Here is a 22,655-nt window from a genome sequence, read left to right as displayed (position 1 = left end):
AGCTCCTAGGCGGGCTTTGCGCCGCATGAATCGCCCGTGTCGCCCATGCTGCCCGTGTGGCCGGTCGAAGCCGGCGGCAAGGCGGGCACGGCGAGCGGTTCGAGCGCGGCGCGCAACGCGTCGGGCAGCGCGACGGGCCGCCGCGTCAGCCGGTCGACGTAGACGTGCACGAAATGCCCTTGCGAACACGCGTCATCGCCGCCCTCCTTGAAGAGCCCCACCTCGTAGCGCACGCTCGACGAACCCAGCCGGGCGACGCGCAACCCCGCTTCGACGCGGTCCGGAAACACGAGCGGCGCGAAGTAGTTGCACTGCGTCTCGACGACGAGCCCGATCGTCGCGCCCCCTTCGAAATCGAGCACGCCCGCGCGAATCAGATACTCGTTCACGACGGTATCGAAGTAGCTGTAATAGACGACGTTGTTCACGTGCCCGTACACGTCGTTGTCCATCCAGCGCGTCGGGATCGTCAGGAAATGGGGATAGGCGGCGCGCGGCGCCGCGCTGCGTTTGGTCATGACTTCCTATGCGTCAGGGGTTCAAGCTCGCGCACCGTGCGCCGTTGTCGGCCGGAGTTAGTGCTTTAGCACTTACTCAGGCCCCATGCAAAGCTATCAAAGCGACTCTGTCAGCATGCGCCGGTAGTCGTCGGCGCTTGCCTCCCGCGGATTCGTCTTATGGCAGTGGTCCACGAGCGCGCCTTGAATGACCTTGTCGAACACGCTCGCGTCGACGCCCATCTGCGCGAGCCCGGTAGGCAGCTTGAGGCGCGCGGTCATATCGAAGAGCGCCTGCGGCAAGTCGGCGTTGGCGGCGAGCCCCATCGCGCGGCGCATGCGCGCATAGCGGCGCTCGGCCACTACCGACTCCGCCGTCGCGTTGAAGCGCAGCACGGCGGGCAACACGACCGCATTGAGCGTGCCGTGATGCAGCGACGTGCGCCCGTTCACCTCGACCCCGCCGAGCGGATGCGACAGCGAATGCACGCAGCCGAGCCCCTTCTGGAACGCCATCGCCCCCTGCATCGACGCGCTCATCATGTTCAGGCGCGCGGCGCGGTCGCTGCCGTCGTGCGTCGCGCGCTCGATGTGCGCCCACGCGCGTTCGAGCCCGTCGAGCGCAATGCCGTCGGCAGGCGGATTGAACGCGGGCGAGAGGAACGTTTCGATGCAATGCGCGATCGCGTCCATGCCGGTCGCCGCCGTCAGCATGGGCGGCAGGCCGAGCGTGAGACCCGGATCGCAGATCGCGGATTTCGGCAGCAAGTGCCACGAATGGAAACCGAGCTTGCGCCCGTCGTCGAGGATGATGATCGCGCCGCGCGCGACTTCGCTGCCGGTGCCCGAGGTCGTCGGTATCGCGATCAACGGCGCCGCCGCTTCGGTGATCTTGCCGCTGCCGCCTTCGATCGTCGCGTATTGCGTCAGGTTGCCGCCGTGCGTCGCCGCAATCGCGGCGCCCTTTGCAAGATCGATCGGCGAGCCGCCGCCCACCGCGATCAGCCCGTCGCAACGTTCGTTGCGATAGCGCGCGGCGGCGGCCAGCACCATGGCCTCGGTGGGGTTGGACGGCGTGTCGTCGAAGACCGGCACGTCGCCGAGCTTGAGCGCATCGAGCGCGCGTTGCACGAGACCCGCAGCGACGACGCCCTTGTCCGTGACGACGAGCGGCCGCTTGATGCCGACGCGCGCGCATTCCGCTTCGAGCATCGCGAGCGCGTCGAAGCCGAGATGGATGTGGGTCAGGTAGTAGATGTAGGACATAGCGAGTCTCTCGCTCCGCGTGAAATCGAACCGCTTACGCCCGCGCCGCCGCTGCGGCGTTCGGCCTTACTGCCCGGGCTTGTCGACGAACTCGAACGGCAAGCCGCGGCGGCGCATCCATTCGCCGAGCGCCTGCCCAGTGCCCGCACGCCACGGACGCAGCTTCGCCGGCTCGACAAGCCGATATTCGAGCAACTCCGGCGACAGCGCAATCTCCCCATGCGCGCGCACGTGATACGCGATGATCAGCTCGTTCTTGCGAATGAATTCGTAGACGCCGATCAGCTCGGTCGTCTCGACGTGCAGCGACGTCTCTTCGAGCACCTCGCGAGCGACGCCCGCTTCGGGCGTCTCGCCGTGCTCGAGGAAGCCCGTGATCAAGGCGAACATCCCTTCGGTCCAGGCCGCATTGCGAGCGAGCAGGATCTTGCCTTCGTACTCGACGATCGCGGCGACGACCGGCAGCGGGTTGTTCCAGTGCACAAAGCCGCATGTGTCGTCGGGACACGCCCGGCGCGGCCGGGCGCCATCCGTGCCGACATGGGCTCGTTCAATCAAAGGCTTCGCGCAGCGCGGGCAGAATTGGTAGTCGGACATAGTCGGATCGTGGGTGGCGCGGACGAATCGCGCGGGCGGGTCTGGCAGCCCGCATTACCGTCGCCGTTACAGTTGAGCGGCGACCCAGCCCTGCACACCAGCCAGGGCCTTCGGCAGATTCGCCGGCTCCGTGCCGCCTGCCTGCGCCATATCCGGCCGGCCACCGCCCTTGCCGCCCACTTGCTGAGCGACGAAGTTGACGAGTTCGCCTGCCTTCACTTTCTTGCTCGCGTCCGGCGTCACGCCCGCGATCAGGCTGACCTTGCCGCCTTCGACCGACGCCAGCACGATCGCCGCGTGCTTGAGCTTGTCTTTCAGCTTGTCGACCGTTTCGCGCAGCGTCTTCACATCCGCGCCTTCGAGCGTCGCTGCGAGCACCTGCACGCCGGACACGTCGATCGCCTGCCCGGCGAGTTCGTCGCCCTGGCTCGACGCCAGCTTCGACTTCAACGCGCCCAGTTCCTTTTCGAGCGCCTTCACCTGATCCTGCACTTGCGCGATGCGCTGGGTGAGTTCGGCCGGTTGCGCCTTGAGCGCCGCAGCTGCCGCGTTGATGCGCGCGTCGAGTTCCTGGACGTAGCGCACGGCGTTGTCGCCGGTGATCGCTTCGACGCGGCGGATGCCGGCCGCTACGCCGCCTTCCATCACGATCTTGAAGAGACCGATATCGCCGCTGCGATGCACGTGCGTGCCGCCGCACAGCTCGCGCGAGAAGCCGAGATCGAGCACGCGCACTTCGTCGCCGTACTTCTCGCCGAACAGCGCCATCGCGCCGCCCTTCACCGCTTCGTCGAACGGCATCACGCGCACGATGCCGGGTGCGTTCGCGAGCACTTCCTGATTGACGATCTCTTCGACGCGGCGGATTTCCTCATCCGTCATCGGCGCGTTGTGCGCGAAGTCGAAGCGGGTCTTGTCGGCATCGACGAGCGAACCCTTCTGCTGGACGTGCGAGCCGAGCACTTCGCGCAGCGCCTTGTGCATCAGGTGAGTGGCCGAGTGGTTGCGCGCCGTGCGGGCGCGGCGGATTGCGTCGATCTCCGCTTTCACGACGTCGCCCACCTTGAGCGTGCCTTGTTCGAGCGTGCCGTGATGGCCGATCACGTCGGCCTGCACCTTTTGCGTATCGACGACGGCAAAGCGCACGCTCGCGTTTGCCAAGATGCCCTGGTCGCCGACCTGGCCGCCCGACTCCGCGTAGAACGGCGTGTGGTCGAGCACGACGACCGCCTGCTGGCCCTTCGCGACTTCGTTGACCGATGCGCCGTCGACAAACAGCGCGACCACCTTCGCATCGTCGAAGACCGGCTCTTCGTAGCCGTGGAATGTGGTTTTCGCGCCCGAGTACTCGAGCCCCTGCGCCATCTTGAACTTGCCGGCGGCGCGCGCCTGCTCGCGCTGGCGCGACATCGCTTCGTCGAAGGCCGGTTCGTCGACGCTCATGCCGCGCTCGCGGCAGACGTCCGCTGTCAGGTCGAGCGGGAAGCCGTACGTGTCGTGCAGCTTGAACGCGATTTCGCCGTCGAGCACCTTGCCGCCCTTGGCTTCGAGATCGGCCAGCGCTGCGTCGAGAATCGACATGCCGTGCTCGATCGTCTCGAAGAAGCGCTCTTCTTCCTGGCGCAGCACGCCGGTCACGCGCTGCTCGGCGTCCTCGAGTTCGGAATACGCGCCGCCCATCTGGGCGACGAGATCCGCGACGAGCTTGTGGAAGAACGCGCCCTTGCGGCCGAGCTTGTAGCCGTGGCGGATCGCGCGGCGCACGATGCGGCGCAGCACGTAGCCGCGCCCTTCGTTGCCGGGAATCACGCCGTCGACGATCAGGAACGAGCAGGCGCGAATGTGGTCCGCGATCACCTTCAGCGAATTGTTCGTCAAATCGGCGACGCCCGTTTCACGCCCAGCCGCCTTGATGAGCGCCTGGAACAGGTCGATTTCGTAGTTGCTGTGCACGTGCTGGAGCACCGCCGCGATCCGCTCGAGCCCCATGCCGGTATCCACGCACTGCTTCGGCAGCGGCGTCATGTTGCCCTGCGCGTCGCGGTTGAACTGCATGAACACGAGGTTCCAGATCTCGATGTAGCGGTCACCGTCTTCTTCCGGCGATCCCGGCGGGCCGCCCCACACTTCCGGGCCGTGGTCGTAGAAGATTTCCGAGCACGGGCCGCAGGGGCCGGTGTCGGCCATCTGCCAGAAGTTGTCCGACGCGTAGCGCGCGCCTTTGTTGTCGCCGATGCGAATGATGCGCTCGGCCGGCACGCCGACTTCCTTTGCCCAGATGTCGTAGGCCTCGTCGTCTTCTTTGTAGACGGTGACCCAGAGCTTGTCCTTCGGCAGCTTGTAGACGCTCGTCAGCAGCTCCCAGGCGTAGTGGATCGCGTCGCGCTTGAAGTAGTCGCCGAACGAAAAATTGCCGAGCATCTCGAAAAACGTATGGTGCCGCGCGGTGTAGCCGACGTTTTCGAGGTCGTTGTGCTTGCCGCCTGCGCGCACGCTGCGCTGCGCGGTCGTGGCGCGCGAATACGGACGCGACTCGGCGCCGAGGAAGACGTCCTTGAACTGCACCATCCCAGAATTGGTGAAGAGCAGCGTCGGGTCGTTGCCGGGCACAAGACTCGACGAACGGACGATCGTGTGGCCCTTCGATTCGAAGAACTTGAGGAATTTCTCGCGGATTTCGGAGGCTTTCATAGCGTGCTGGGGACAGTCTGGCTGGGTCTGGCGGCGCGGCGCCGCGCCGGCGACACGCCGGCGAGCCCGTGAATTATTGCTTAAACGACTGATTATACGGGATTGCCGCATGCGCGCAGCCCCTCGGGCCAAGCTGCATCGAGCGTTGGCCGTTTGGCCCGGGCCGCCTGGCCGAGGCCGCGCACGATGCGGACCGCCACCCCGCCCCTCATGCTGCCCCTCATGCTGCCCATTCCTCCCGGCAATTTTTCGTCCTATGCCGTCCGGCCGAATGGGCCGACCGGCGCGAATCGCTTAACATCCTGCTGAACTGCCGCTAATGCCAACCAGGAGACTGAACCCAAAAATGGGAGCCCTAAGCCATATCCGCGTGCTCGACCTCACACGCGTGCTCGCCGGCCCGTGGTGCGCACAAACGCTCGCCGATTTCGGCGCCGACGTCATCAAGATCGAACGCCCAGGCACCGGCGACGATACGCGCCATTGGGGCCCCCCGTACCTCAAGACGCCCGACGGCGCCGATCCCCCCGAAGCCGCGTACTACCTCGCCGCAAATCGCAACAAACGCTCGGTGACGGTCGATATCGCGACGCCCGAAGGACAAAAGATCGTCCGCGAGCTGGCCGCGCAAAGCGACGTCGTGCTCGAGAACTACAAGGCCGGCCAATTGAAGAAGTACGGCCTCGACTATGCGTCGCTCAAGGAAGTGAAGCCTGACCTGATCTATTGCTCGATCACGGGTTTCGGGCAAACCGGCCCCCACGCTCAGCGCGCGGGGTACGACTTCATCATCCAGGGTATCGGCGGCTTCATGAGCATTACGGGCGAGCGCGACGAATTGCCCGGCGGCGGTCCGCAGAAGGCCGGCGTGGCGATCGCCGACCTGATGACCGGCATGTACTCGACCGTCGCCGTGCTCGCCGCGCTCGCGCATCGCGACCGCACGGGCACGGGGCAGTACATCGACATGGCGCTGCTCGACGTGCAGGTTGCGATGCTCGCGAACATGAACTCGAACTTTCTGGCGAGCGGCGAACCGCCGGTGCGCTGGGGCAACGCGCATCCGAACATCGTCCCGTATCAGGCGTTCCAGACGAGCGATAGCTGGATCATCGTAGCGGTCGGCAACGACGGGCAGTTCCGCAAGTTCGTCGAAGCGGGCGATCGCGCGGAGCTGGCCGGCGACGCGCGCTTTGCGACCAACCCCGAGCGCGTGCGTAACCGCGATACGCTCGCGCCGATCATCGCCGAGATGGTCAAGACGCGCAGCAAGCACGAATGGATCGACTTGCTCGAAGCGGCCGGCGTGCCGTGCGGCCCGATCAACAATCTCGCCGAAGTGTTTGCGCACGAGCAGGTGGTCGCGCGCGGCATGCAAGTCGACTTGCCGCATCCGAGCGGCGCAATGGTGAAGCTCGTGCGCAATCCGATCCGGATGAGCGAGACGCCGCCGCAGGCGCTAAGCCACCCGCCGACGCTCGGCGAGCATACGGACGACGTATTGCGCCGCGTGCTCGGCTACGACGACGCGACGATCGCGGCGCTGCGGGGACGATCGGTGATTTGAGCGATGGGGATAGCTTGCGATGAACGGGCCGCGAATTCGACCGCTCAGTCGGCCAGCGAAGCCAGCAAGCGCCGCCCTTCTTCCCAATCGCCGAGACCGCTTTCAGCATTGATGTGGCCGCGCGGCCCGATATTCACGAAGCGGCTGCCCCAGGCGTCGGCGCAGCGCGCGGTGAAGTCGAGGCTGCCGTATGGATCATCGCTGCTGGCGACGACGATCGTCGGAAACGGCAGCGGCACGAACGGCACATTCGCGTAACCGTGCGCTTCGCTCGGAAACGAGATGCTCGCCGGATCGGGCACGGCGACAAACAGCGCCCCCGCCACTTTGGCGAGCTGATCGGGGGCCGCATAGTGCGTTGCCCAGAAAACCGTCGTCAGACAGCCGAGGCTATGCGCGGCGATCAACAACGGCTCCTCCTCTGCCGCGGCGACCACGGCGTCGAGCGTGTCGCACCACGCTTCGCATACCGCGTTTTCCCAGTCGGGCATCGACACCCGTACGAACATCGGATCGGCGGCTTCCCAGCGGCTTTGCCAATGGTCCGGTCCCGAATTGGCGTAACCCGGCAGCACGCACACTCGTCTTGCATCCATTGTGTTACCCCTGTTTCCTTGCCGGTAGAGGCCGCCATCTTGCCGAACGCGCGCTGTTCATGCAAGGCGCCGCGCGACCACAACGCCGCGCATCCGTGCCCCAGCGCAACACTGCCCGCGCGCCTCGAGCGCCCGGCTGAAGCCCGCGCGCGGCCGCTCAGGTAGAATTGACGGATCAAGCGGGCGCATGCCGCGTCCATTTAGCAGACTCTCTCCTTCTCGCATGAACACCGAACGCAACGACGCTCCGGCGGTATCCAATTTCATCCGCAACATCATCGACGACGACAACCGCACCGGCAAATGGGCCGGCCGCGTGGAAACGCGCTTCCCGCCCGAGCCGAACGGCTATCTGCACATCGGTCACGCGAAGAGCATCTGCTTGAATTTCGGCGTCGCGCGCGACTACGGCGGCGTCTGCCATCTCCGCTTTGACGATACGAACCCCGAGAAGGAAAGCGTCGAATACGTCGATTCGATCGTCGACGCGGTGCGCTGGCTCGGCTTCGAATGGAACAAGGACAGCACCGAGCATCGCTACTACGCAAGCGACTACTACGACAAGCTCTATCAGTTCGCCGAATTGCTGATCGAGCGCGGCAAGGCCTACGTCGATAGCCAGTCGGCCGAGGAAATGCGCGCAAGCCGCGGCTCGCTGACCGAGCCCGGCAAGCCGTCGCCGTACCGCGACCGCACGCCCGAGGAGAACCTCGATGTGTTCCGCCGCATGAAGGCGGGCGAGTTCAAGGAAGGCGAGCACGTGCTGCGCGCGAAAATCGACATGGCTTCGCCGAACATCAACATGCGCGACCCCGTCATCTACCGGATCCGCTTCGCGCACCACTACCGCACCGGCGACCAATGGTGCGTGTACCCGATGTACGACTACACGCACTGCATCTCGGATGCGCTCGAGAACATCACGCATTCGCTGTGCACGCTCGAATTCGAAGACCACCGGCCGCTCTACGACTGGATCCTCGAAGCGCTCGCCGACGCCGGCGTCTTCACGCGGCCGCTGCCGCAGCAAATCGAATTCTCGCGGCTGAATCTCACCTACGCGATCACGAGCAAGCGCAAGCTGCTGCAGCTCGTCACCGAGGGCCACGTCGACGGCTGGGACGATCCGCGCATGCCGACCATCGTCGGTGTGCGCCGGCGCGGCTTCACGCCGGACGGCATCAAGCTCTTTTGCGAGCGCATCGGCGTGACGAAAGTCGATTCGTGGATCGACATGAGCGTGTTCGAAGGCGCGTTGCGCGACGACCTCGATGACAAAGCGCCGCGCACGGCCGCCGTGCTCGACCCGCTCAAGCTCATCATCGACAACTACCCCGCCGATCTCACGGAGGCATGCAGCGCGCCGGTGCACCCGCACCATCCGGAGCGCGGCTTGCGCACGTTCCCGATTTCGCGCGAGCTGTGGATCGAGCGCGAAGACTACGCCGAAGCGCCGCCAAAGGGCTATTTCCGCCTGTTCCCGGGCAACAAGGTGCGTCTGCGCTATGGCTACGTGATCGAATGCACGGGCGCGGACAAGGACGAGCACGGCAACGTGACCGCCGTGCACTGCAACTACTATCCGGACAGCAAGTCGGGCACCGAAGGCGCGAACCACTACAAGGTGAAGGGCAACATCCACTGGGTCAGCGCGGCGCACGCGGTGCCGGCCGAAGTCCGCATTTACGACCGGCTCTTCAAGGAACCGCAGCCCGACGCAGGCGGCCGCGACTTCCTCGAAGCGCTGAACCCGGATTCGAAGCGCGTCGTCGACGCCTACCTTGAACCGGGCGCCGGCAACGCGCAGCCCGAAGCGCGCTATCAGTTCGAGCGGCACGGCTACTTCGTCGCCGACCGCTGCGATTCGAAGCCAGGCAAGCCGGTGTTCAACCGCATCGTCGGTTTGCGCGACACCTGGGGCAAGCCCGCCTGAGTTGATGTGAGCTAGCGGAATGGAATCACGGGCGCCCGTCGCCGGGATCGCATCGGATCGTCACAGCGACCGATGCAGCTCGACGAGCGAAAGCGTCGTCTGAAAGAGCCGAAACAGGCTGCGGCTCGCGTAACGCCCCACTTCCGCGGGCTCGACCCAGCGAAACGCATCCATCTCTGGAATCATCACGCCGTCCGAGCGGCGCGGAAACATCGACGTGCACACGCAACGGCTCAGATCGAGCTCGTCGTCCGTTGCGCGCGCCGCGAACAGATGCAGGTCCTTGTCGCGGCGGTAGACAAAACGCCCCAAGTCCTTGAGGCGCTCCGGCGCGAGCACGATGCTGGTCTCCTCGACCAGCTCGCGCAACGCCGCGGCGATCGGCGCTTCGCCCTCCTCGCCGTGGCCTTTGGGGATGTCCCAATGTGTCGTGTCGGTTGCGTGCGCCAGCAGCACGCGCCCATCGCAATCGAGCAACACGACACCGCACGAAGTCACGCGCTCGATCATCGGCATCCACACAGCTTGGCTTGCGACAACAGCGTCCGTGTGCCGCGCGCCGCGGCGCGAGCGCGCAAAATCACCGGCGCCGTCACTTTTGTTTCTGGAATTGCCATGCGCCGTCGCGCTTCGTGTCGAGCGCAGTGTTGGCCGCCTTCAGCAGCGAATCGATATCGCGCTGGTGCAGGTAGCTCGTCGGCGTGTCGGACAGGAAGCCGCAGTTCGAAGCGTGCGCCGCAACCGCGCTCGCAAGCAGCAAGCCGCCCGTGAACGCGCGCAACAGGGCTGAAGGTCGCATCGACATTGATTGTTTCTCCTTGGATCGATCGTCGGAACGTCATGGCTCGCGGCCGTGAAAGACGGTCGAAAGGATAGCACGCTGGCTACGGCGCGCCGCTCGGCGTGAGGCGCGCCGAGCGCTCGCCCGAGCGAGCTTGGGCACCATGCTGCGCGCTTGCCGTGCCGGGTTCGTAGCCGTCGGTCAGCGTGTCGAGGAAGGCGATGATGTCCCTGATCTCGGCCTCGTTCAGGGCGGGCGTGTCGCCCGGCTTGCGATCGAACGGCGGATCGGTGTTCAGGTTGGCCCAGTAGCGCTTGGGCAAGTCGTCGAACTTGCGGACCTTGCCTTTGACCACCGGATAGAACTTTTCCGGGTTCGTATCGCGCTCGGCGTAAAAGCGCAGCACCTCTTCGAGCGAGTGGTAGATGCCGTTGTGGAAGAACGTCTTCTTCAGCGCGACGTTGCGCAGCGTCGGCGTTCTGAAGAGGCCGCAGTATTCGTCCTGGCCCTTCAGGTCGGTGCGCTCGGGGCCGCAAGCGCCGAGGTCGAAAAAGCGCGGGTCCTGGTTCGCTTTGAGCGCGCGATTGCGCGGCACGCCGATCGCGATCAGGCCGAAATCGCTGAATTGCGGCGGCGAGCCGTCTCTTGCGGGCTCGCTCAGGTGACAGCTCGCGCAGTTGCCTTTGCGCTCGTCGTTGAAGAGCTCGAGGCCGCGCAGCTCGGCGGGTGTGAGCGTCGCGCGGCCCGCGAGATAGGCGTCGTATTGGCTCGTGTACGGGTAGAACGTGGCCGGCGTTAGCTCGTAGATGCCGAGCGCTTCGAGCACGGCGTCGAAAGTCGCATTGTCGTCGTCGAAGACGCGTGCGCCGAACACCGCGCGAAACGCGCCGGCATAGGGCGCTGCGCGCACGGCGGCCGCCACGCGCGCCGGCGAGCTGTTCATCTCGAACGGCGACGTCAGCGGGATGCGCGCCTGCTGCGCGCCGGTGTCGACGCGGCCGTCCCAGGTGAGGCCGCCCGTCGGGCCGTTGTCGATGCTTTCGTCACCCTCGTCGTCCGAATCGTGGAAGTGCTCGGTGAAGGCCGGCACCGACTGCAGATACTTGAGCGTCGGCACCGCCCGGAAACCGGGCTGGCGCATATCGCTGCCGCCGAGTTGCACGTCGAGCGCATTCGGCGGCCCGAACGCGTGCGCCGGGCTGTGGCAGGTTGCGCACGCGAGCTTGCCCGAGCCGGACAGCGACGGGTCGAAGAACAGTTGCTTGCCGAGCGCCGTCTTCTGGCGCACCGCTTCGTACACCTGCGCGCGCGTCTGCCCGCCTCCGGTGCTAGTGCTGACGAGCCGGATCGCTGCCGCGCCAGCCGCCCCGCTTGTTTCGCTCTGGGTGACGCTCTGCGCCGCCACCCCAGGCACGGAAACCCCGTCTTCCGCGCTGCTGCCAGGGCCGCGCGCATCGCATGCTGCGAGCCCGAGCGACAGCACCGCCGCCGTCAACGGTCCCGCCATCCACGCCGCCACAATCGAAGGAGGCGTACGCTTTCGCCGCGGCGACCGCCGCTGCCGGACCTCTAGCACTTCGACACTCCTCAGGAAACGCCGCGACATATCGGGACGACCCGGATTGCGAAACCGGGGAAGCATAGGCCAAGTGCGCGGCTCGCGCGCCGCTTTGACGGGCCGCCGCAACACGGGCGCCAGTATTGCATTCGCTTGCATGATTCTGTCAAATCACGTTGCGACACTTTCGCCAATTGCCGGCAGGGGCTTCGCGCCGCCCGGCTCCCACGTGAAGAGAGAGGTCACGCATGAACAACAAACGGATCGGCGCGGCGCTGCTGGCGCTTGCGGCAGCAGCCGCCTTCGCCGGCTGCACGAGCACGAGCACGAGCGTCACGAAGCCAAGCTTGACGGACGTAAAGACGGTGGTCGTCATCTACGCCGAAAACCGCAGCTTCGACAACCTCTACGGGCACTTTCCCGGCGCCGACGGCTTGCAGAACGTGACGCCCGCAAGCGGGCGGCAGCTCGACCGCAACGGCACCGTGCTGCCGACGCTGCCGCCGATCTGGAACGGTCTCACGCAAACGGGCGTGACGCCGGTGGTGACGCAGGCGATGACCGTCAACCTGCCGAACGCCCCGTTCGCGATCAACGACCCGAACGGCTTCAACACGCCGCTTTCCACGACGACGCGCGACCTGTGGCACCGCTTCTATGAGAACCAGATGCAAATCGACGGCGGCAAGAACGACAAGTTCGCCGCGTGGGCCGATTCCGGCGGCCTCGTGATGGGCCACTACACGATGAACGAATCGAGCCTGCCGCTGTGGAAGGTCGCGCAGCAGTACACGCTCGCGGACAACTTCTTCATGGGCGCGTTCGGCGGTTCGTTCCTGAACCATCAGTGGCTCGTGTGCGCGTGCACGCCGGTCTATCCGAATGCGGACAAGAGTCCGGCGGCCGGCTCGATCTCGGCCGTCGAAGCGGACGGCGTCACGCTGAAAGTCGCGCACAACGCGCCGGTCTCGGCGCTCGGCGGCCCGCCGAAGTTCGTGAACTCGGGCAACCTCACGCCCGACTACTACGCGGTCAACACGATGCAGCCGCCGTATCAGCCGAGCGGCAACAAGCCGGCGGAAGGCGGCGATACGGCGTTCGCGGACCCCAAGAATCCGACGACGCTGCCGCCGCAGACGCAAGCGCACATCGGCGACCTGCTCAACGTTGCGCAAGTGTCGTGGGCCTGGTACGGCGGCGCGTGGGGCCAGGCGTTGTCGGCGGGAAAAGGCGGCCAAGCGGGCGTGATCTACGGCAAAAGCCTGTCGACGCCGAACTTCCAGCCGCATCACCAGCCGTTCAACTATTTCGCCGATCTGGCGCCGGGCACGCCGAATCGCGCGCAGCACTTGCGCGACGGCGGCGTCGACGGCACGGAGTTCGTCAAGGCGATCGACGCGGGCACGCTGCCGCAAGTCACGTTCTACAAGCCGCAGGGCAACCTGAACGAGCACGCGGGCTACACCGACGTCGCGTCGGGCGACCAGCACATCGCCGATCTGATCGCGCACCTCGAGAAGAGCCCGCAGTGGAGCCACATGGTCGTGATCGTGACCTATGACGAGAACGGCGGCTTCTGGGATCACGTCGCGCCGCCGAAGGCCGACCGCTGGGGCCCGGGCTCGCGCGTTCCGGCGCTCGTGATCTCGCCGTTCGCGAAGAAGGGCTTTGTCGATCACACGCAGTACGACACGACGTCGATCCTGCGCTTCATCACGCGGCGCTTCGCGCTGCCGGAGCTGCCGGGGCTGGTGACACGGGATAAGGCGCTGGCCGCGAACGGCGAGAAGCCGATGGGCGATCTGACGAACGCGCTCGATCTCGACATCGCTCAGGCACAGTAAGCGCGTCGTTGCGGCAGGGATGGCCCCCCAGGGCCCACTGTCAAATGGGGTGGCGGGCACAAGGCAGGGTCGACAGACCGGCAACCGAAGGAACCGGCGCACCCGAAGGTGCCCCTGCCAAGGCCCGCCCATTGAAAAGGCGCGCGAAGGCGACACGCACAAAAAAGCCGCCAAGGTCCAGTGCATTAACGGCAAACTTTTCGCGAAAATTTGACCTGATCGGTCGGTCAACGATCAAGCCATGCATCCAGCCCAATGCGGAATGCCACAGCGACGATGACGGGAAGCGTCATCATCATGACGATGCCATAGTTCTCGACCAAATCGCCGTACATAATCGGGCCATAGAGCACCACCGCGCCGACGGCGACCAGCGTCACGATGCCCGCGACGATGGTCAGGAGGTTGCGTGTCACGATGGAGACGCGCTTCGGATTTCGTTTGCTCATTGCGATCTTTGCGTCTTGCACGGGGCTTTGTCGAGCGTACGGCGACGTCGGTAAGGGGCATCGAGCGGAGGGGGCATTACGATGCCCCGATCGGTGTGGATATGCGACCGATGACGCCCCCGAATTTTGTTACCGAAAATACAACCAAGGTTGCCCAGAACACCGGTCAAGTGCCTGACTTGCCGTGCGTTTTGGACAATTCTGGGAAACGTTGGGAATATCGATGGCCCCCCCACGAGGAATCGAACCTCGATTTCAGGTTTAGAAGACCCGTGTTCTATCCGTTGAACTATGGGGAGGCGAAGCTGAAATTTTAAAGCGAGCCGGATATTTGCGCCGGGGGCCGCGATTATAACCGATCGCCTCCCCGGCCTTTTGGGGCCCTGCGCGGCTCGCGGGGCGCGAGCCGCCGGGCGCGCCGCTTAGACGGGCTGTGCGTGCAACATGAACCAGCCGAAGCAGAGCGCGCCCGCGATGATGCAATAGACGCCGAACGTCGCGAGGCGGCCGCGGCCTTCGAAATAACGCATCAGGAAGCGCACGCTCAAATAGGCGGCGATGGCGGTCAGCACGCCGCCGAGGAACGCGTCGGCGAGTTGCTGCGGCGCGTGAAAGAGCTTCGGCACTTCGAGCAGGCCCGCCGCGAAAATGATCGGTGTGCCGAGCAGAAACGCAAACTCGGCGGCCTTCTCGGCGGTGAGGCCGGCCGCATTGCCGGCGATCATCGTCAAGCCGCTGCGCGAGAAGCCGGGAATCAGGGCGCCCACTTGCGCGAGACCGACCAGGAACGCCTGCTTGAACGTGAGCTTTTCCGGCGCGCGATGCACGCGCGCGCGTTGCAGACGGTCGCCGAGCCACAACAGCACGCCGTTGACGATCAGCGCGAGCGCGACGATGCGCAAGTCGTGAAAGATCCGCTCGAGGCGCTTTTCGAGGATGAGGCCCACGAGGCCCGCCGGAATCGTGCCGATGATGAGCGCCCACATCATGTGGCCGTCGTCGCTGCGGCGTCCGGCAAAGGTGCCGAACCAGCCGCCGATCAGCGCGATCCAGCGCTTGCGGAAATACCACAGCAGCGCGAGCGCGGTACCGAGGTGGAGCGCAACGAGAAAGGGCAGCAATTGCGGCGCATGCGCGTCGATGTGCATGCCGAAGAGCGCGGGGGCGAGCAGCGTATGTCCAAGGCTGCTGACGGGGAAGAGTTCGGTGACGCCCTGCAGCACGCTCAAGAAAATCAAAAACGAGAGACTCACGCGTCGGTCCTTTTCGATGGGGAGGAATGGAAAATCGAGACACGGCGCGGGTGCGCCGAAGCCCGGTGGCGCAACGATTATGCCTATGGGCAGCGGGCACGCCAAGCTTTCAGGTTTTTTTCACGATTTTTTTGCGGCACTGCGTCAGCCGCGCGGCGCACCTTCAACGCGCGCCAACGTGCAATTTCGACCGATCGCGCGACTGCGAAGCAGCGTCGGATACGAAGGAGGTAAAAACGCGCGGGAAAGGAAAGCGCCGGTGCCGACGCTCGAGGTCCGGCGCCCCGCTGCGGCGTAAAAAAGGCCGCAAGGAGCGCCTTGATCCGTCACGCGCCCTTAGCGCGCGATCTTGTAGAAGAAAACGAACGTGCTGCCGGTGAACATGCCGAACAGAGCGAGGCCCATTGCCATGGCGATATCCATGCGTCCTCCATCGAAAGTGGGTGGAGCGGCAGCGTTGCATGGCAACCGAGTCAACGCCGAAGCGCTAACTCGGGTCGACCGCTCTGCATGGCACCCGATTAACCGCTGAAGCGCTAACTCGGGTCGACACGAAAAGCCGGCCCAGCTTCGGCATTATCCGGAACCCCGACCGTCGCAACACCCGCAGTTTCCCGATCAAGGGTTTCTCCGTAACATAGGGCGGCGCAAAATTACCGTTTCGCCGTCGTTGCCGTCATCTCGCTCTTTGCCGCGCAGCCGCGGCCTTTTCCGATTGTTCCCGGCTCATCTGACCATGCCCCAATTCCAGCAGCAGGACATCCTCGAAATCACGCAAGGCGACGCGCTCCTGCGCATCGCGCCCCAAGCCGGCGGCCGGCTGTTGTCGTGGCAGATCGGCGGCGTGCCGGTCGTCTACTGGCCGGACTCGGCCGACTGGAGCCAGCCGGCTAAGATCCGCGGCGGCAATCCGCTGCTGTTCCCGTTTCTCGGCCGCCATCGCGTGGACGGGCGGCTCGGCGAATGGCGCGACCAGACCGGCGTCGTTCGCGAACTGCCGACGCACGGCTTCGCGCGCGACCTGCCGTTTGCGTACACGCTCGATGCAGACGGCCACGGCGTGCGCATGACGCTTTTCGACAGCGACGCGACCCGCGCGGCGTACCCGTTCGCGTTCCGCTTCGAGGCGGCATACCGGTTCGTGGACGCACGGACGCTGGATGTCGAATTGACCGTCGCGAACCTCGGCGACGCGCCGCTGCCCCACTACGCCGGCCACCATTTCTATTTCACGCTGCCGCACGCGCTGCGCGGCGAGACCGTCGTGGAGCTGCCGCCCACCTCGCGGCGGCACCAGGAAGCGGATGGTTCGATCAGCGCTGCGGCCCCCGGCGAGCCGGCCTACCCACTCGACGATCCGCGCATCCACGATCGCTTCCATTGTCTGAACGGCGTGCCCGCGCAGCCGGTGCGCCTCGTGTCGCCGAGTCTTCGCCGCGTCGTCGAGATCGATCTGCAGCGTCCCGGCTCCGTGCCGTGGTACGCCGTGACGACGTGGACCGAAGCGGACACGTCCGATTTCTATTGCGTCGAGCCGTGGCTCGGTCTGCCCGATGCGATCCACAACGGTCTCGGGCTGCGCTGGCTGGAGCCAGGCAAGACGGAGACCGCCGCCTTGCGCATTGCGGTCGCCTTCGAGCCGGAAGGCCAGTAAGCCCGGCTTTGGCATGAGGCGCGCACTGCCGTCGCACCCGGGGCTCAACGTGCGACGCAGATCGCGAATGGACTGCTGACCGTGCTTCGTCGACTGCGCCAAACGGGGTGCGCAATCCGAAGCCGTTAAAATCAGACGTTTTGTATCTGCCGCGCGGCAAGTCCCGCGCGGCAGCGCTTTGCGAGGTTCAATGTTGAGAAGAAAAATAACGCGGCTCGTCTGCGCGTCGGTTGTCGCAGCACTGGCCGCTTGCGGTTCGGCACCTGTCGGACCGGGGTTCTATCGGGTCGAACGCGGCGATACGGTTTCGAAGATCGCCCGCAGCAACCGTCAGTCCGTCCAGAACATCGTCCGTTGGAACAATCTGACCAACCCGGATGCGATCGAGGTCGGCCGAGTGCTGCGCGTCGCGCCGCCGGCCAACGCCGCGACGGCGAGCGGCTCGGGCCGCGCGTCAAGCAGCGCGTCGAACGGCGGCCCCGGCAGCAAGCGCTCAAGCAGCGCGGGTTCGTCGTCCAGCGCGGCTGCAGCCGCGCCTTCGGTGAACCCCTCGGCGAACATCGCGCTCGTCTGGCCGGCGCCCGGCAAGGTCGCGCGCGGGTTCGACGGCGTCAATTCGAAGGGCATCGATATCGTCAATGCGCCCGGCACGCCGGTCGTCGCGGCTGCAGCCGGGACCGTCGTCTACGCGGGTAATGGATTGCGCGGCTACGGCAACTTGCTGATCGTCAAGCACAACGCCGACTTCCTCACCGCCTACGCGCACAACCGCACCCTTCTCGTCAAAGAAGGCCAGCAGGTTTCGCAAGGGGAGAAGATCGCGGAGATGGGGGATACCGACAACGATCGTGTCGCGCTGCACTTCGAGCTGCGTTACGGCGGGCGCTCGATCGACCCGACGCGCTACCTGCCCGCGCGCTGAGAGAAACCGGCGCGGTCTCGTCCAAACCGTCCGGCTCCTCTGACACGTCGAGCGACCCGCCCGGCGCCGCGGCCGGACGGGGCGCCTGTGCGTGGTGGCCAGCATCGAGCCTTTAACGGGTGCGCAAAAAAAGCCCGGCGTGGCCGGGCTAACGGGGGTTCGGCGCATATAGGCAAAGGACCGGTTCGCCATGCGCCGAGAACCAATCTAACAATGCTCTAAAGCGCCGGCAATGGATTAACGCTCGATATTCGTGAATCGGCGCATGAAGCAGGGGGAATGTCCGAGAAATGCGATTCGATTATCGACATGGAAGATCGATAGACCGCGGAAAGAACGTTCGTCATATCAAATGTCAATCCGGGGTTGAGCCGGCGGACCATACTGCGGACGATTTGGCGGCGCGGCGCGGCACGCGTAAAATCTGATGGATTGCACTCGGTGTGCTGCCGCGCGATATTTTGGACTTTCGCATGAATATTAATTTTCAATTCATCGAGACAGATTTCATCGGATTATTTGCGAAGTAATACTGAAATTCAATCTATATTGGCCGGCGGATTTTCTTCATTCATTTCAAAATAACCGGTCAAAGACGAGACGAGGTGACACCCATGCTTTGCCGAACCGACAGCTACGAACGGCTCATCGAAGGCTTCTCGTGGCAGGTCCCCGAGCGCTACAACATCGGCGTGGACGCCTGCGACAAGTGGGCCGACGGCAGCGCGCGCCTCGCGCTGATCTACGAGAAGCACGACGGCTCGCAAACCCGCTACACGTTCGACGAACTCAAGTCGCTGTCGAACCGGCTCGCGAACAGCTTCGCGAAGCACGGCGTCGCGCGCGGCGAACGCGTCGGCATTTTCCTGCCGCAAACGCCCGAAACCGCCCTCGCCCACCTGGCCGCCTACAAGCTCGGCGCAATCGCCGTGCCGCTCTTCGCGCTGTTCGGCGTGGAGGCGCTGCAGTACCGGCTGTCGAACAGCGGCGCGGCCGCGCTCGTGACCGACAAGCAAGGGCTCGAGAAAATCGCGTCGATACGCGCGGCGCTGCCGGATCTGAAGAGCATCTATTGCATCGACGCCGATCCTGCCGCCGCGGCCGCCCCAGGCGTTCAATCGTTCTGGCCCGCACTGCAAGGCGAATCCGATGCGTTCGAGCCCGTCGATACTGCCGCCGACGACCCGGCCGTGATCATCTACACCTCGGGCACGACCGGCAAACCGAAGGGCGCGCTGCATGGCCATCGCGTCCTGCTCGGCCACCTGCCGGGCGTCGAGATGCCGCAAGCGTTTTTCCCCGAAGGCGCCAAGCTGTTCTGGACGCCGGCCGACTGGGCGTGGATCGGCGGCCTGCTCGACGTGCTGCTGCCCGCGTGGCACCACGGCGTGCCCGTGCTCGCGCGGCGCTTCGAGAAGTTCGACGCCGATGCCGCTTTCGACTTGATGGCGCGCCACGGCGTCACGCACACGTTCCTGCCGCCCACCGCGCTGAAAATGATGCGGGCCGTCGAGCGGCCGGCCGAGCGTTACCGGCTCGCGCTGCGCGCGGTCGCGAGCGGCGGCGAATCGCTCGGCGTCGAGCTGATCGAATGGGGCCGCGCGGCGCTCGGCGTCACGATCAACGAGTTCTACGGGCAGACCGAGTGCAACGTCGTGCTGAGTTCGTGCAGCACGCTGTTCGAGCCGCGCATCGGCTCGATCGGCAAGGCGGTGCCGGGCCACGAAATCGCGATCGTCGACGACGCCGGCCGCGTGCTGCCGCGCGGCACCGAAGGCAACATCGGCGTGCGCGCGCCGGACCCGGTGATGTTCCTCGGCTACTGGCGCAATCCGGAGGCGACGCGCGAAAAGTTCGCAGGCGACTATCTCGTCACCGGCGACGTCGGCGTGATGGACGAGGACGGTTTCGTGCGCTTTGTCGGACGCAACGACGACGTGATCACGAGCGCGGGCTACCGCATCGGCCCCGGCCCGATCGAGGACTGCCTGCTCGGCCACCCGGCCGTGAGGATGGCGGCCGTCGTCGGCATGCCGGACGAGACGCGCACCGAGATCGTCAAGGCCTTTATCGTGCTGAACGCGGGCTTCGAACCCGGCGCCGCGCTCGTGCGCGAGATCCAGACGCACGTGAAGACCCGGCTCGCTGCGCACGAGTACCCGCGCGAAATCGCGTTCGTCGACAGCCTGCCGATGACCGCGACCGGCAAGATCATTCGCCGCGAACTGCGTAGCGCCAAGGGGCCTTGACCGATGGTTTATAGTTACGCCCGCCTGACTGACATCACGCACATTCGATGACTTCCCCCGATACGTCCAGTGCAGGCTCCCACAGCCCGCTCTACATGAAGCTGCTCGCCGAAACCGCCAAGATCGGCTGGTCCGAGCTCGAACGGTTCTTTGCACGCGGCCTGCTGCTGCGCGTGGCGCGCGACCTCGATCTGGTGAGCGTGGCCGTCGCCGTCGCCAACGACGACACGACGCAAGTCGCGCAATGGCTGTCCGCCGGGCTCATCGAGCGCGTGCAGGCCGAGACCGCCGCCGATTTCGCGGCACGCGACCCGGATCTGTGGGCGGTCGTCGTGTCGCCGTGGGTGTGCGTGCAGGAACGCGGCTAGGCACGCCCGCGTGAACCCGCCCTCCCGCCCTGCCGAAACCGCAGAAGACCCTCAGCCCGAGTCCGTCCCAAGCGCCGCGGCGCATGCCGCTCACGTGTTGCCGACACGCTGGCATCGCCGCGTGCTGACGCTCGCGTTTCCGATCGTTCTCGCGAATCTCACGCAGCCGCTGTTGTCGGCCGTCGATACCGCCGTCGCCGGGCATCTGAACGGCGCGGCGTATCTCGGCGGCGTGGCGCTCGGCGGGCTATTCTTCAGCTTCGTGTTCTGGGGCTTCGGCTTTTTGCGGATGGGCACGACCGGACTCGTCGCGCAAGCATTCGGCGCACAGGACCACGCCGGCGTGCGCTCGAACGTCGTGCGCGCGCTCTTGCTGGCGTTCGCGATCGGCGCCGTCGTGCTCGCGCTGCAAACGCCGCTGGTCCGCTATGCGCTCGCCGCGCTCGGCGGCAGCGATGCGGTACGCCAGAACGCAGCCGCCTATTGCCATGCGCGCATCTGGGCCGCGCCGCTCGCGCTCGCGAACTACGTCGTGCTCGGCTACCTGCTCGGCGCGCAGCGCGTGCGTCTTGCGCTGATCACGCAAGTCTTCATCAACGCCGTCAACATCGTGGCCGTGCTGCTCTACGTGTACACGTTCGACTGGGACGTCGCGGGCATGGGCGCCGCCACGGCCACGGCCGATGCGTGCGGCTTCGTGCTAGGCGCGTTCATCCTGTGGCAGTTGCGCCCACGCGGCTTGCCGGCGCTCGACGCCGCGTCGCTGATGGACACCGCCGCGCTCAAGCGGCTCGTCGCGATCAACCGCGACATCTTCATTCGCACGCTCTGCCTGCTCGCAGCGTTCGGCTGGTTCGCGCACGTCGGCGCCCAGGAAGGCGACGCGACGCTCGCCGCGAACGCGCTGCTGCTCAATTTCCAGACCTTCATGGCCTTCGGGCTCGACGGCTTCGCCCACGCCGCCGAAGCGCTCGTCGGCGCCGCGCTCGGCGCCCGGAATCGCAACGCGTTCCGGCAGGCCGTCAAGGTCACGCTGCTGTGGTCGGTGCTCGGCGCGCTCGCGTTCTCGCTCGTCTACTGGAGCGCGGGCGTGTGGATCATCGAACGGCTGACCGATCAGGCCCTCGTGCGCGCCGCCGCCGAGCGTTATCTGCCATGGGCGGCGCTATCGCCGGTGATTTCGGTGTGGGGCTTTCTGCTCGACGGCGTGTTCATCGGCGCGACGCAAACTCGCGAGCTGATGAAATCGATGGCGATATCTTTTGCGGTGTTCATGTGCGCGTCGTGGCTGCTCGCCGGGCCGCTCGGCAATCATGGCCTGTGGCTCGCGCTCACGATCTTCATGGCAGCGCGCGGCTTGGCGCTCGGCGCCTATTTGCCGCGTCTTTCGGCGGGCTTCGGCGACGGCCGCGGGCGGCGCCTGCCGGCCGCGACCTGAGTTTCGCAGCGGATCGCGCGAGCCCGTCGCGCCCCGCTGCGCTCAATCAGACCCCGACGCCCGCCGACGGCGCTTGCCGCCGCTATTGCGGCGCAGCGGGCGCATCGATCATCGAAGGCGGCCGGTCGTCGGTCGGCACGCCGTGGTAGTCGGGCGGATCTTGCGGCGGCTTGCCGTGATGAGGGGCGTCGACACAGCCGGCGATCGTCGTCGCGAGCAAGACAGCGATAGCAATGCGTTTCATGAAGGGTCCCGAATCGGATTAGGAACAGAGAAAAGAACGCGTGAGTCTAAATGAAAACGCCGGCCGGGTTCGATTCGACGTGTGCCCCCCGATGTCGTCAAGCGCGTTTTCTTCCGACATCACGAATCCCGCCCTTACTAACCGCCGACAACCATCCGCCTTTTGCGCGAGGTCGTACCCATCACGATTTCCTCGCGCATGTCCTACTATGTACGAGTGGCTGCAATCGCGAAAAGGAGGCTGCCATGGACGCTGAATCGATCGCTGGGCTGGTCGGGCTCGGAGTGGGTCTACTGGTGCTATTGGCGCTCACGATATTCGAATCGCGGTCGTACAAGCGCGAGCACAACGGTGAAGGGATGCTGCATCACTGGCTCGCGGAGCATCACATGCTCGATTGGCGGCGGACAAAACACTGACGTTCGCTGTCTCGCACATTTCAGGGGTTGCCGGCGCAGGCCTGCAACCCCTTCGTCATGCCCGAAACGCCGGAAGCACTGGCACGCCGAGTCGCCGGGCGGGACGTTTCGCGCTTACGAAGTGCAACAGCCGCCGCGATGGCCGGCTGGCGGCCGCTCACGCGCTTAGCGCCTGTTCATGCTAATAACGGGCCGTAACGGCTTTTCGTAAAAACGTTATCGAAAATCGTTGGTTTTCAGCCGGGCAGGCGCCCCGTAGATTCGGTGGTTTCGATACGGCGTTGCGCGCGACGCGCCCCTCGTTCGCGGCAACGCCCAACCTCACGCGA

20 protein-coding genes and 1 tRNA gene are annotated in these 22,655 nt (G+C 65.5%); 9 read left to right on the top strand and 12 right to left on the bottom strand.

The window, feature by feature from the left end:
- Positions 1-5: 5 nt before the first annotated feature.
- From J3489_RS16585 to alaS, 4 genes are all read right to left on the bottom strand, one after another.
- Complete coding sequence (locus J3489_RS16585; protein WP_206999754.1) at positions 6-518, bottom strand: acyl-CoA thioesterase; 513 nt, start codon at positions 516-518, stop codon at positions 6-8.
- A gap of 96 nt (positions 519-614) precedes the next feature.
- Positions 615-1,763, bottom strand: coding sequence for a 4-hydroxybutyrate dehydrogenase (gene gbd, locus J3489_RS16580; protein WP_206999752.1), 1,149 nt, complete (start codon positions 1,761-1,763; stop codon positions 615-617).
- Between the two features lie 66 nt (positions 1,764-1,829).
- Positions 1,830-2,360 carry an NUDIX domain-containing protein gene (locus J3489_RS16575; RefSeq protein WP_206999751.1) on the bottom strand — a complete coding sequence of 177 codons (531 nt, stop codon included), beginning with the start codon at positions 2,358-2,360 and terminating at the stop codon, positions 1,830-1,832.
- A 66-nt stretch (positions 2,361-2,426) separates the two neighbouring features.
- A complete protein-coding gene (gene alaS / locus J3489_RS16570) occupies positions 2,427-5,051 on the bottom strand; it encodes an alanine--tRNA ligase (RefSeq protein ID WP_206999750.1) in 2,625 nt (874 codons plus the stop codon).
- Between the two features lie 346 nt (positions 5,052-5,397).
- Between alaS and J3489_RS16565 the strand changes: the two genes are divergently transcribed.
- Positions 5,398-6,618 (top strand): CaiB/BaiF CoA transferase family protein, encoded by a 1,221-nt coding sequence (locus J3489_RS16565; protein WP_206999749.1) that lies wholly within the window; start codon positions 5,398-5,400, stop codon positions 6,616-6,618.
- A 44-nt stretch (positions 6,619-6,662) separates the two neighbouring features.
- On the opposite strand, the gene J3489_RS16560 is transcribed toward J3489_RS16565, so the two are convergent.
- Positions 6,663-7,214, bottom strand: coding sequence for an RBBP9/YdeN family alpha/beta hydrolase (locus J3489_RS16560; protein WP_206999748.1), 552 nt, complete (start codon positions 7,212-7,214; stop codon positions 6,663-6,665).
- A 223-nt stretch (positions 7,215-7,437) separates the two neighbouring features.
- Between J3489_RS16560 and J3489_RS16555 the strand changes: the two genes are divergently transcribed.
- The gene (locus J3489_RS16555; protein ID WP_206999747.1) at positions 7,438-9,147 is read left to right on the top strand and encodes a glutamine--tRNA ligase/YqeY domain fusion protein; all 1,710 of its coding nucleotides are present in this window, start codon (positions 7,438-7,440) and stop codon (positions 9,145-9,147) included.
- Positions 9,148-9,207: 60 nt separating this feature from the next.
- Here the strand turns inward: J3489_RS16555 and J3489_RS16550 are convergent, their stop codons facing one another.
- The 3 genes from J3489_RS16550 to J3489_RS16540 all read right to left on the bottom strand — a co-directional run bounded on the left by J3489_RS16550 (position 9,208) and on the right by J3489_RS16540 (position 11,435).
- Complete coding sequence (locus tag J3489_RS16550; protein WP_206999804.1) at positions 9,208-9,657, bottom strand: NUDIX hydrolase; 450 nt, start codon at positions 9,655-9,657, stop codon at positions 9,208-9,210.
- Positions 9,658-9,739: 82 nt separating this feature from the next.
- A complete protein-coding gene (locus J3489_RS16545) occupies positions 9,740-9,952 on the bottom strand; it encodes a hypothetical protein (RefSeq protein ID WP_206999746.1) in 213 nt (70 codons plus the stop codon).
- A gap of 79 nt (positions 9,953-10,031) precedes the next feature.
- Positions 10,032-11,435 (bottom strand): cytochrome-c peroxidase, encoded by a 1,404-nt coding sequence (locus J3489_RS16540; protein WP_206999745.1) that lies wholly within the window; start codon positions 11,433-11,435, stop codon positions 10,032-10,034.
- 299 nt (positions 11,436-11,734) lie between these two features.
- Here J3489_RS16540 and J3489_RS16535 point away from each other — a divergent pair, with 299 nt between their 5' ends.
- Entirely contained in the window at positions 11,735-13,330 is a 1,596-nt protein-coding gene (locus J3489_RS16535; protein WP_206999743.1) for an acid phosphatase, read from the top strand.
- A 227-nt stretch (positions 13,331-13,557) separates the two neighbouring features.
- Here J3489_RS16535 and J3489_RS16530 read toward each other — a convergent pair whose 3' ends face one another.
- The 3 genes from J3489_RS16530 to J3489_RS16520 form a co-directional block, all read right to left on the bottom strand.
- On the bottom strand, positions 13,558-13,779 hold the full coding sequence (locus J3489_RS16530) for a hypothetical protein (protein ID WP_206999741.1): 222 nt from the start codon (positions 13,777-13,779) through the stop codon (positions 13,558-13,560).
- Positions 13,780-14,003: 224 nt separating this feature from the next.
- Positions 14,004-14,078 (bottom strand) — tRNA-Arg (locus J3489_RS16525).
- 123 nt (positions 14,079-14,201) lie between these two features.
- Complete coding sequence (locus J3489_RS16520; RefSeq protein WP_206999739.1) at positions 14,202-15,032, bottom strand: undecaprenyl-diphosphate phosphatase; 831 nt, start codon at positions 15,030-15,032, stop codon at positions 14,202-14,204.
- 736 nt (positions 15,033-15,768) lie between these two features.
- Between J3489_RS16520 and J3489_RS16515 the strand changes: the two genes are divergently transcribed.
- The 5 genes from J3489_RS16515 (at position 15,769) to J3489_RS16495 (ending at position 21,663) form a co-directional block, all read left to right on the top strand.
- Positions 15,769-16,686 carry an aldose epimerase family protein gene (locus J3489_RS16515; RefSeq protein WP_206999738.1) on the top strand — a complete coding sequence of 306 codons (918 nt, stop codon included), beginning with the start codon at positions 15,769-15,771 and terminating at the stop codon, positions 16,684-16,686.
- 190 nt (positions 16,687-16,876) lie between these two features.
- Positions 16,877-17,608 carry a peptidoglycan DD-metalloendopeptidase family protein gene (locus J3489_RS16510; RefSeq protein WP_206999736.1) on the top strand — a complete coding sequence of 244 codons (732 nt, stop codon included), beginning with the start codon at positions 16,877-16,879 and terminating at the stop codon, positions 17,606-17,608.
- 614 nt (positions 17,609-18,222) lie between these two features.
- The gene (locus J3489_RS16505; RefSeq protein ID WP_206999733.1) at positions 18,223-19,857 is read left to right on the top strand and encodes an acyl-CoA synthetase; all 1,635 of its coding nucleotides are present in this window, start codon (positions 18,223-18,225) and stop codon (positions 19,855-19,857) included.
- Positions 19,858-19,904: 47 nt separating this feature from the next.
- Positions 19,905-20,225: a DUF2288 domain-containing protein gene (locus tag J3489_RS16500; protein ID WP_206999731.1), complete on the top strand. Its 321-nt coding sequence runs from the start codon at positions 19,905-19,907 to the stop codon at positions 20,223-20,225.
- Between the two features lie 10 nt (positions 20,226-20,235).
- On the top strand, positions 20,236-21,663 hold the full coding sequence (locus J3489_RS16495; RefSeq protein ID WP_374193457.1) for an MATE family efflux transporter: 1,428 nt from the start codon (positions 20,236-20,238) through the stop codon (positions 21,661-21,663).
- 82 nt (positions 21,664-21,745) lie between these two features.
- Here J3489_RS16495 and J3489_RS16490 read toward each other — a convergent pair whose 3' ends face one another.
- Positions 21,746-21,907, bottom strand: a complete 162-nt coding sequence (locus tag J3489_RS16490) for a hypothetical protein (RefSeq protein ID WP_206999729.1) — start codon at positions 21,905-21,907, stop codon at positions 21,746-21,748.
- 245 nt (positions 21,908-22,152) lie between these two features.
- On the opposite strand from J3489_RS16490, the gene J3489_RS16485 reads away from it, so the two are divergent.
- Complete coding sequence (locus J3489_RS16485) at positions 22,153-22,326, top strand: hypothetical protein (protein ID WP_206999727.1); 174 nt, start codon at positions 22,153-22,155, stop codon at positions 22,324-22,326.
- Positions 22,327-22,655 lie beyond the last annotated feature (329 nt).

This window comes from Trinickia mobilis (assembly GCF_017315705.1).
Taxonomy (GTDB): domain Bacteria; phylum Pseudomonadota; class Gammaproteobacteria; order Burkholderiales; family Burkholderiaceae; genus Trinickia_A; species Trinickia_A mobilis.
The sequence above is the reverse complement of the archived record's forward strand: the minus strand, read 5'-3'. Positions and strand labels throughout refer to the sequence as shown.

Bases quoted from the DNA above. Each gene is read 5' to 3' on its own strand.
- J3489_RS16585 (WP_206999754.1), bottom strand. From the start codon at position 518: ATGACCAAACGCAGCGCGGCGCCGCGCGCCGCCTATCCCCATTTCCTG.
- gbd (WP_206999752.1), bottom strand. From the start codon at position 1,763: ATGTCCTACATCTACTACCTGACCCACATCCATCTCGGCTTCGACGCG.
- J3489_RS16575 (WP_206999751.1), bottom strand. From the start codon at position 2,360: ATGTCCGACTACCAATTCTGCCCGCGCTGCGCGAAGCCTTTGATTGAA.
- alaS (WP_206999750.1), bottom strand. From the start codon at position 5,051: ATGAAAGCCTCCGAAATCCGCGAGAAATTCCTCAAGTTCTTCGAATCG.
- J3489_RS16565 (WP_206999749.1), top strand. From the start codon at position 5,398: ATGGGAGCCCTAAGCCATATCCGCGTGCTCGACCTCACACGCGTGCTC.
- J3489_RS16560 (WP_206999748.1), bottom strand. From the start codon at position 7,214: ATGGATGCAAGACGAGTGTGCGTGCTGCCGGGTTACGCCAATTCGGGA.
- J3489_RS16555 (WP_206999747.1), top strand. From the start codon at position 7,438: ATGAACACCGAACGCAACGACGCTCCGGCGGTATCCAATTTCATCCGC.
- J3489_RS16550 (WP_206999804.1), bottom strand. From the start codon at position 9,657: ATGATCGAGCGCGTGACTTCGTGCGGTGTCGTGTTGCTCGATTGCGAT.
- J3489_RS16545 (WP_206999746.1), bottom strand. From the start codon at position 9,952: ATGTCGATGCGACCTTCAGCCCTGTTGCGCGCGTTCACGGGCGGCTTG.
- J3489_RS16540 (WP_206999745.1), bottom strand. From the start codon at position 11,435: ATGGCGGGACCGTTGACGGCGGCGGTGCTGTCGCTCGGGCTCGCAGCA.
- J3489_RS16535 (WP_206999743.1), top strand. From the start codon at position 11,735: ATGAACAACAAACGGATCGGCGCGGCGCTGCTGGCGCTTGCGGCAGCA.
- J3489_RS16530 (WP_206999741.1), bottom strand. From the start codon at position 13,779: ATGAGCAAACGAAATCCGAAGCGCGTCTCCATCGTGACACGCAACCTC.
- J3489_RS16515 (WP_206999738.1), top strand. From the start codon at position 15,769: ATGCCCCAATTCCAGCAGCAGGACATCCTCGAAATCACGCAAGGCGAC.
- J3489_RS16510 (WP_206999736.1), top strand. From the start codon at position 16,877: ATGTTGAGAAGAAAAATAACGCGGCTCGTCTGCGCGTCGGTTGTCGCA.
- J3489_RS16505 (WP_206999733.1), top strand. From the start codon at position 18,223: ATGCTTTGCCGAACCGACAGCTACGAACGGCTCATCGAAGGCTTCTCG.
- J3489_RS16500 (WP_206999731.1), top strand. From the start codon at position 19,905: ATGACTTCCCCCGATACGTCCAGTGCAGGCTCCCACAGCCCGCTCTAC.
- J3489_RS16490 (WP_206999729.1), bottom strand. From the start codon at position 21,907: ATGAAACGCATTGCTATCGCTGTCTTGCTCGCGACGACGATCGCCGGC.
- J3489_RS16485 (WP_206999727.1), top strand. From the start codon at position 22,153: ATGGACGCTGAATCGATCGCTGGGCTGGTCGGGCTCGGAGTGGGTCTA.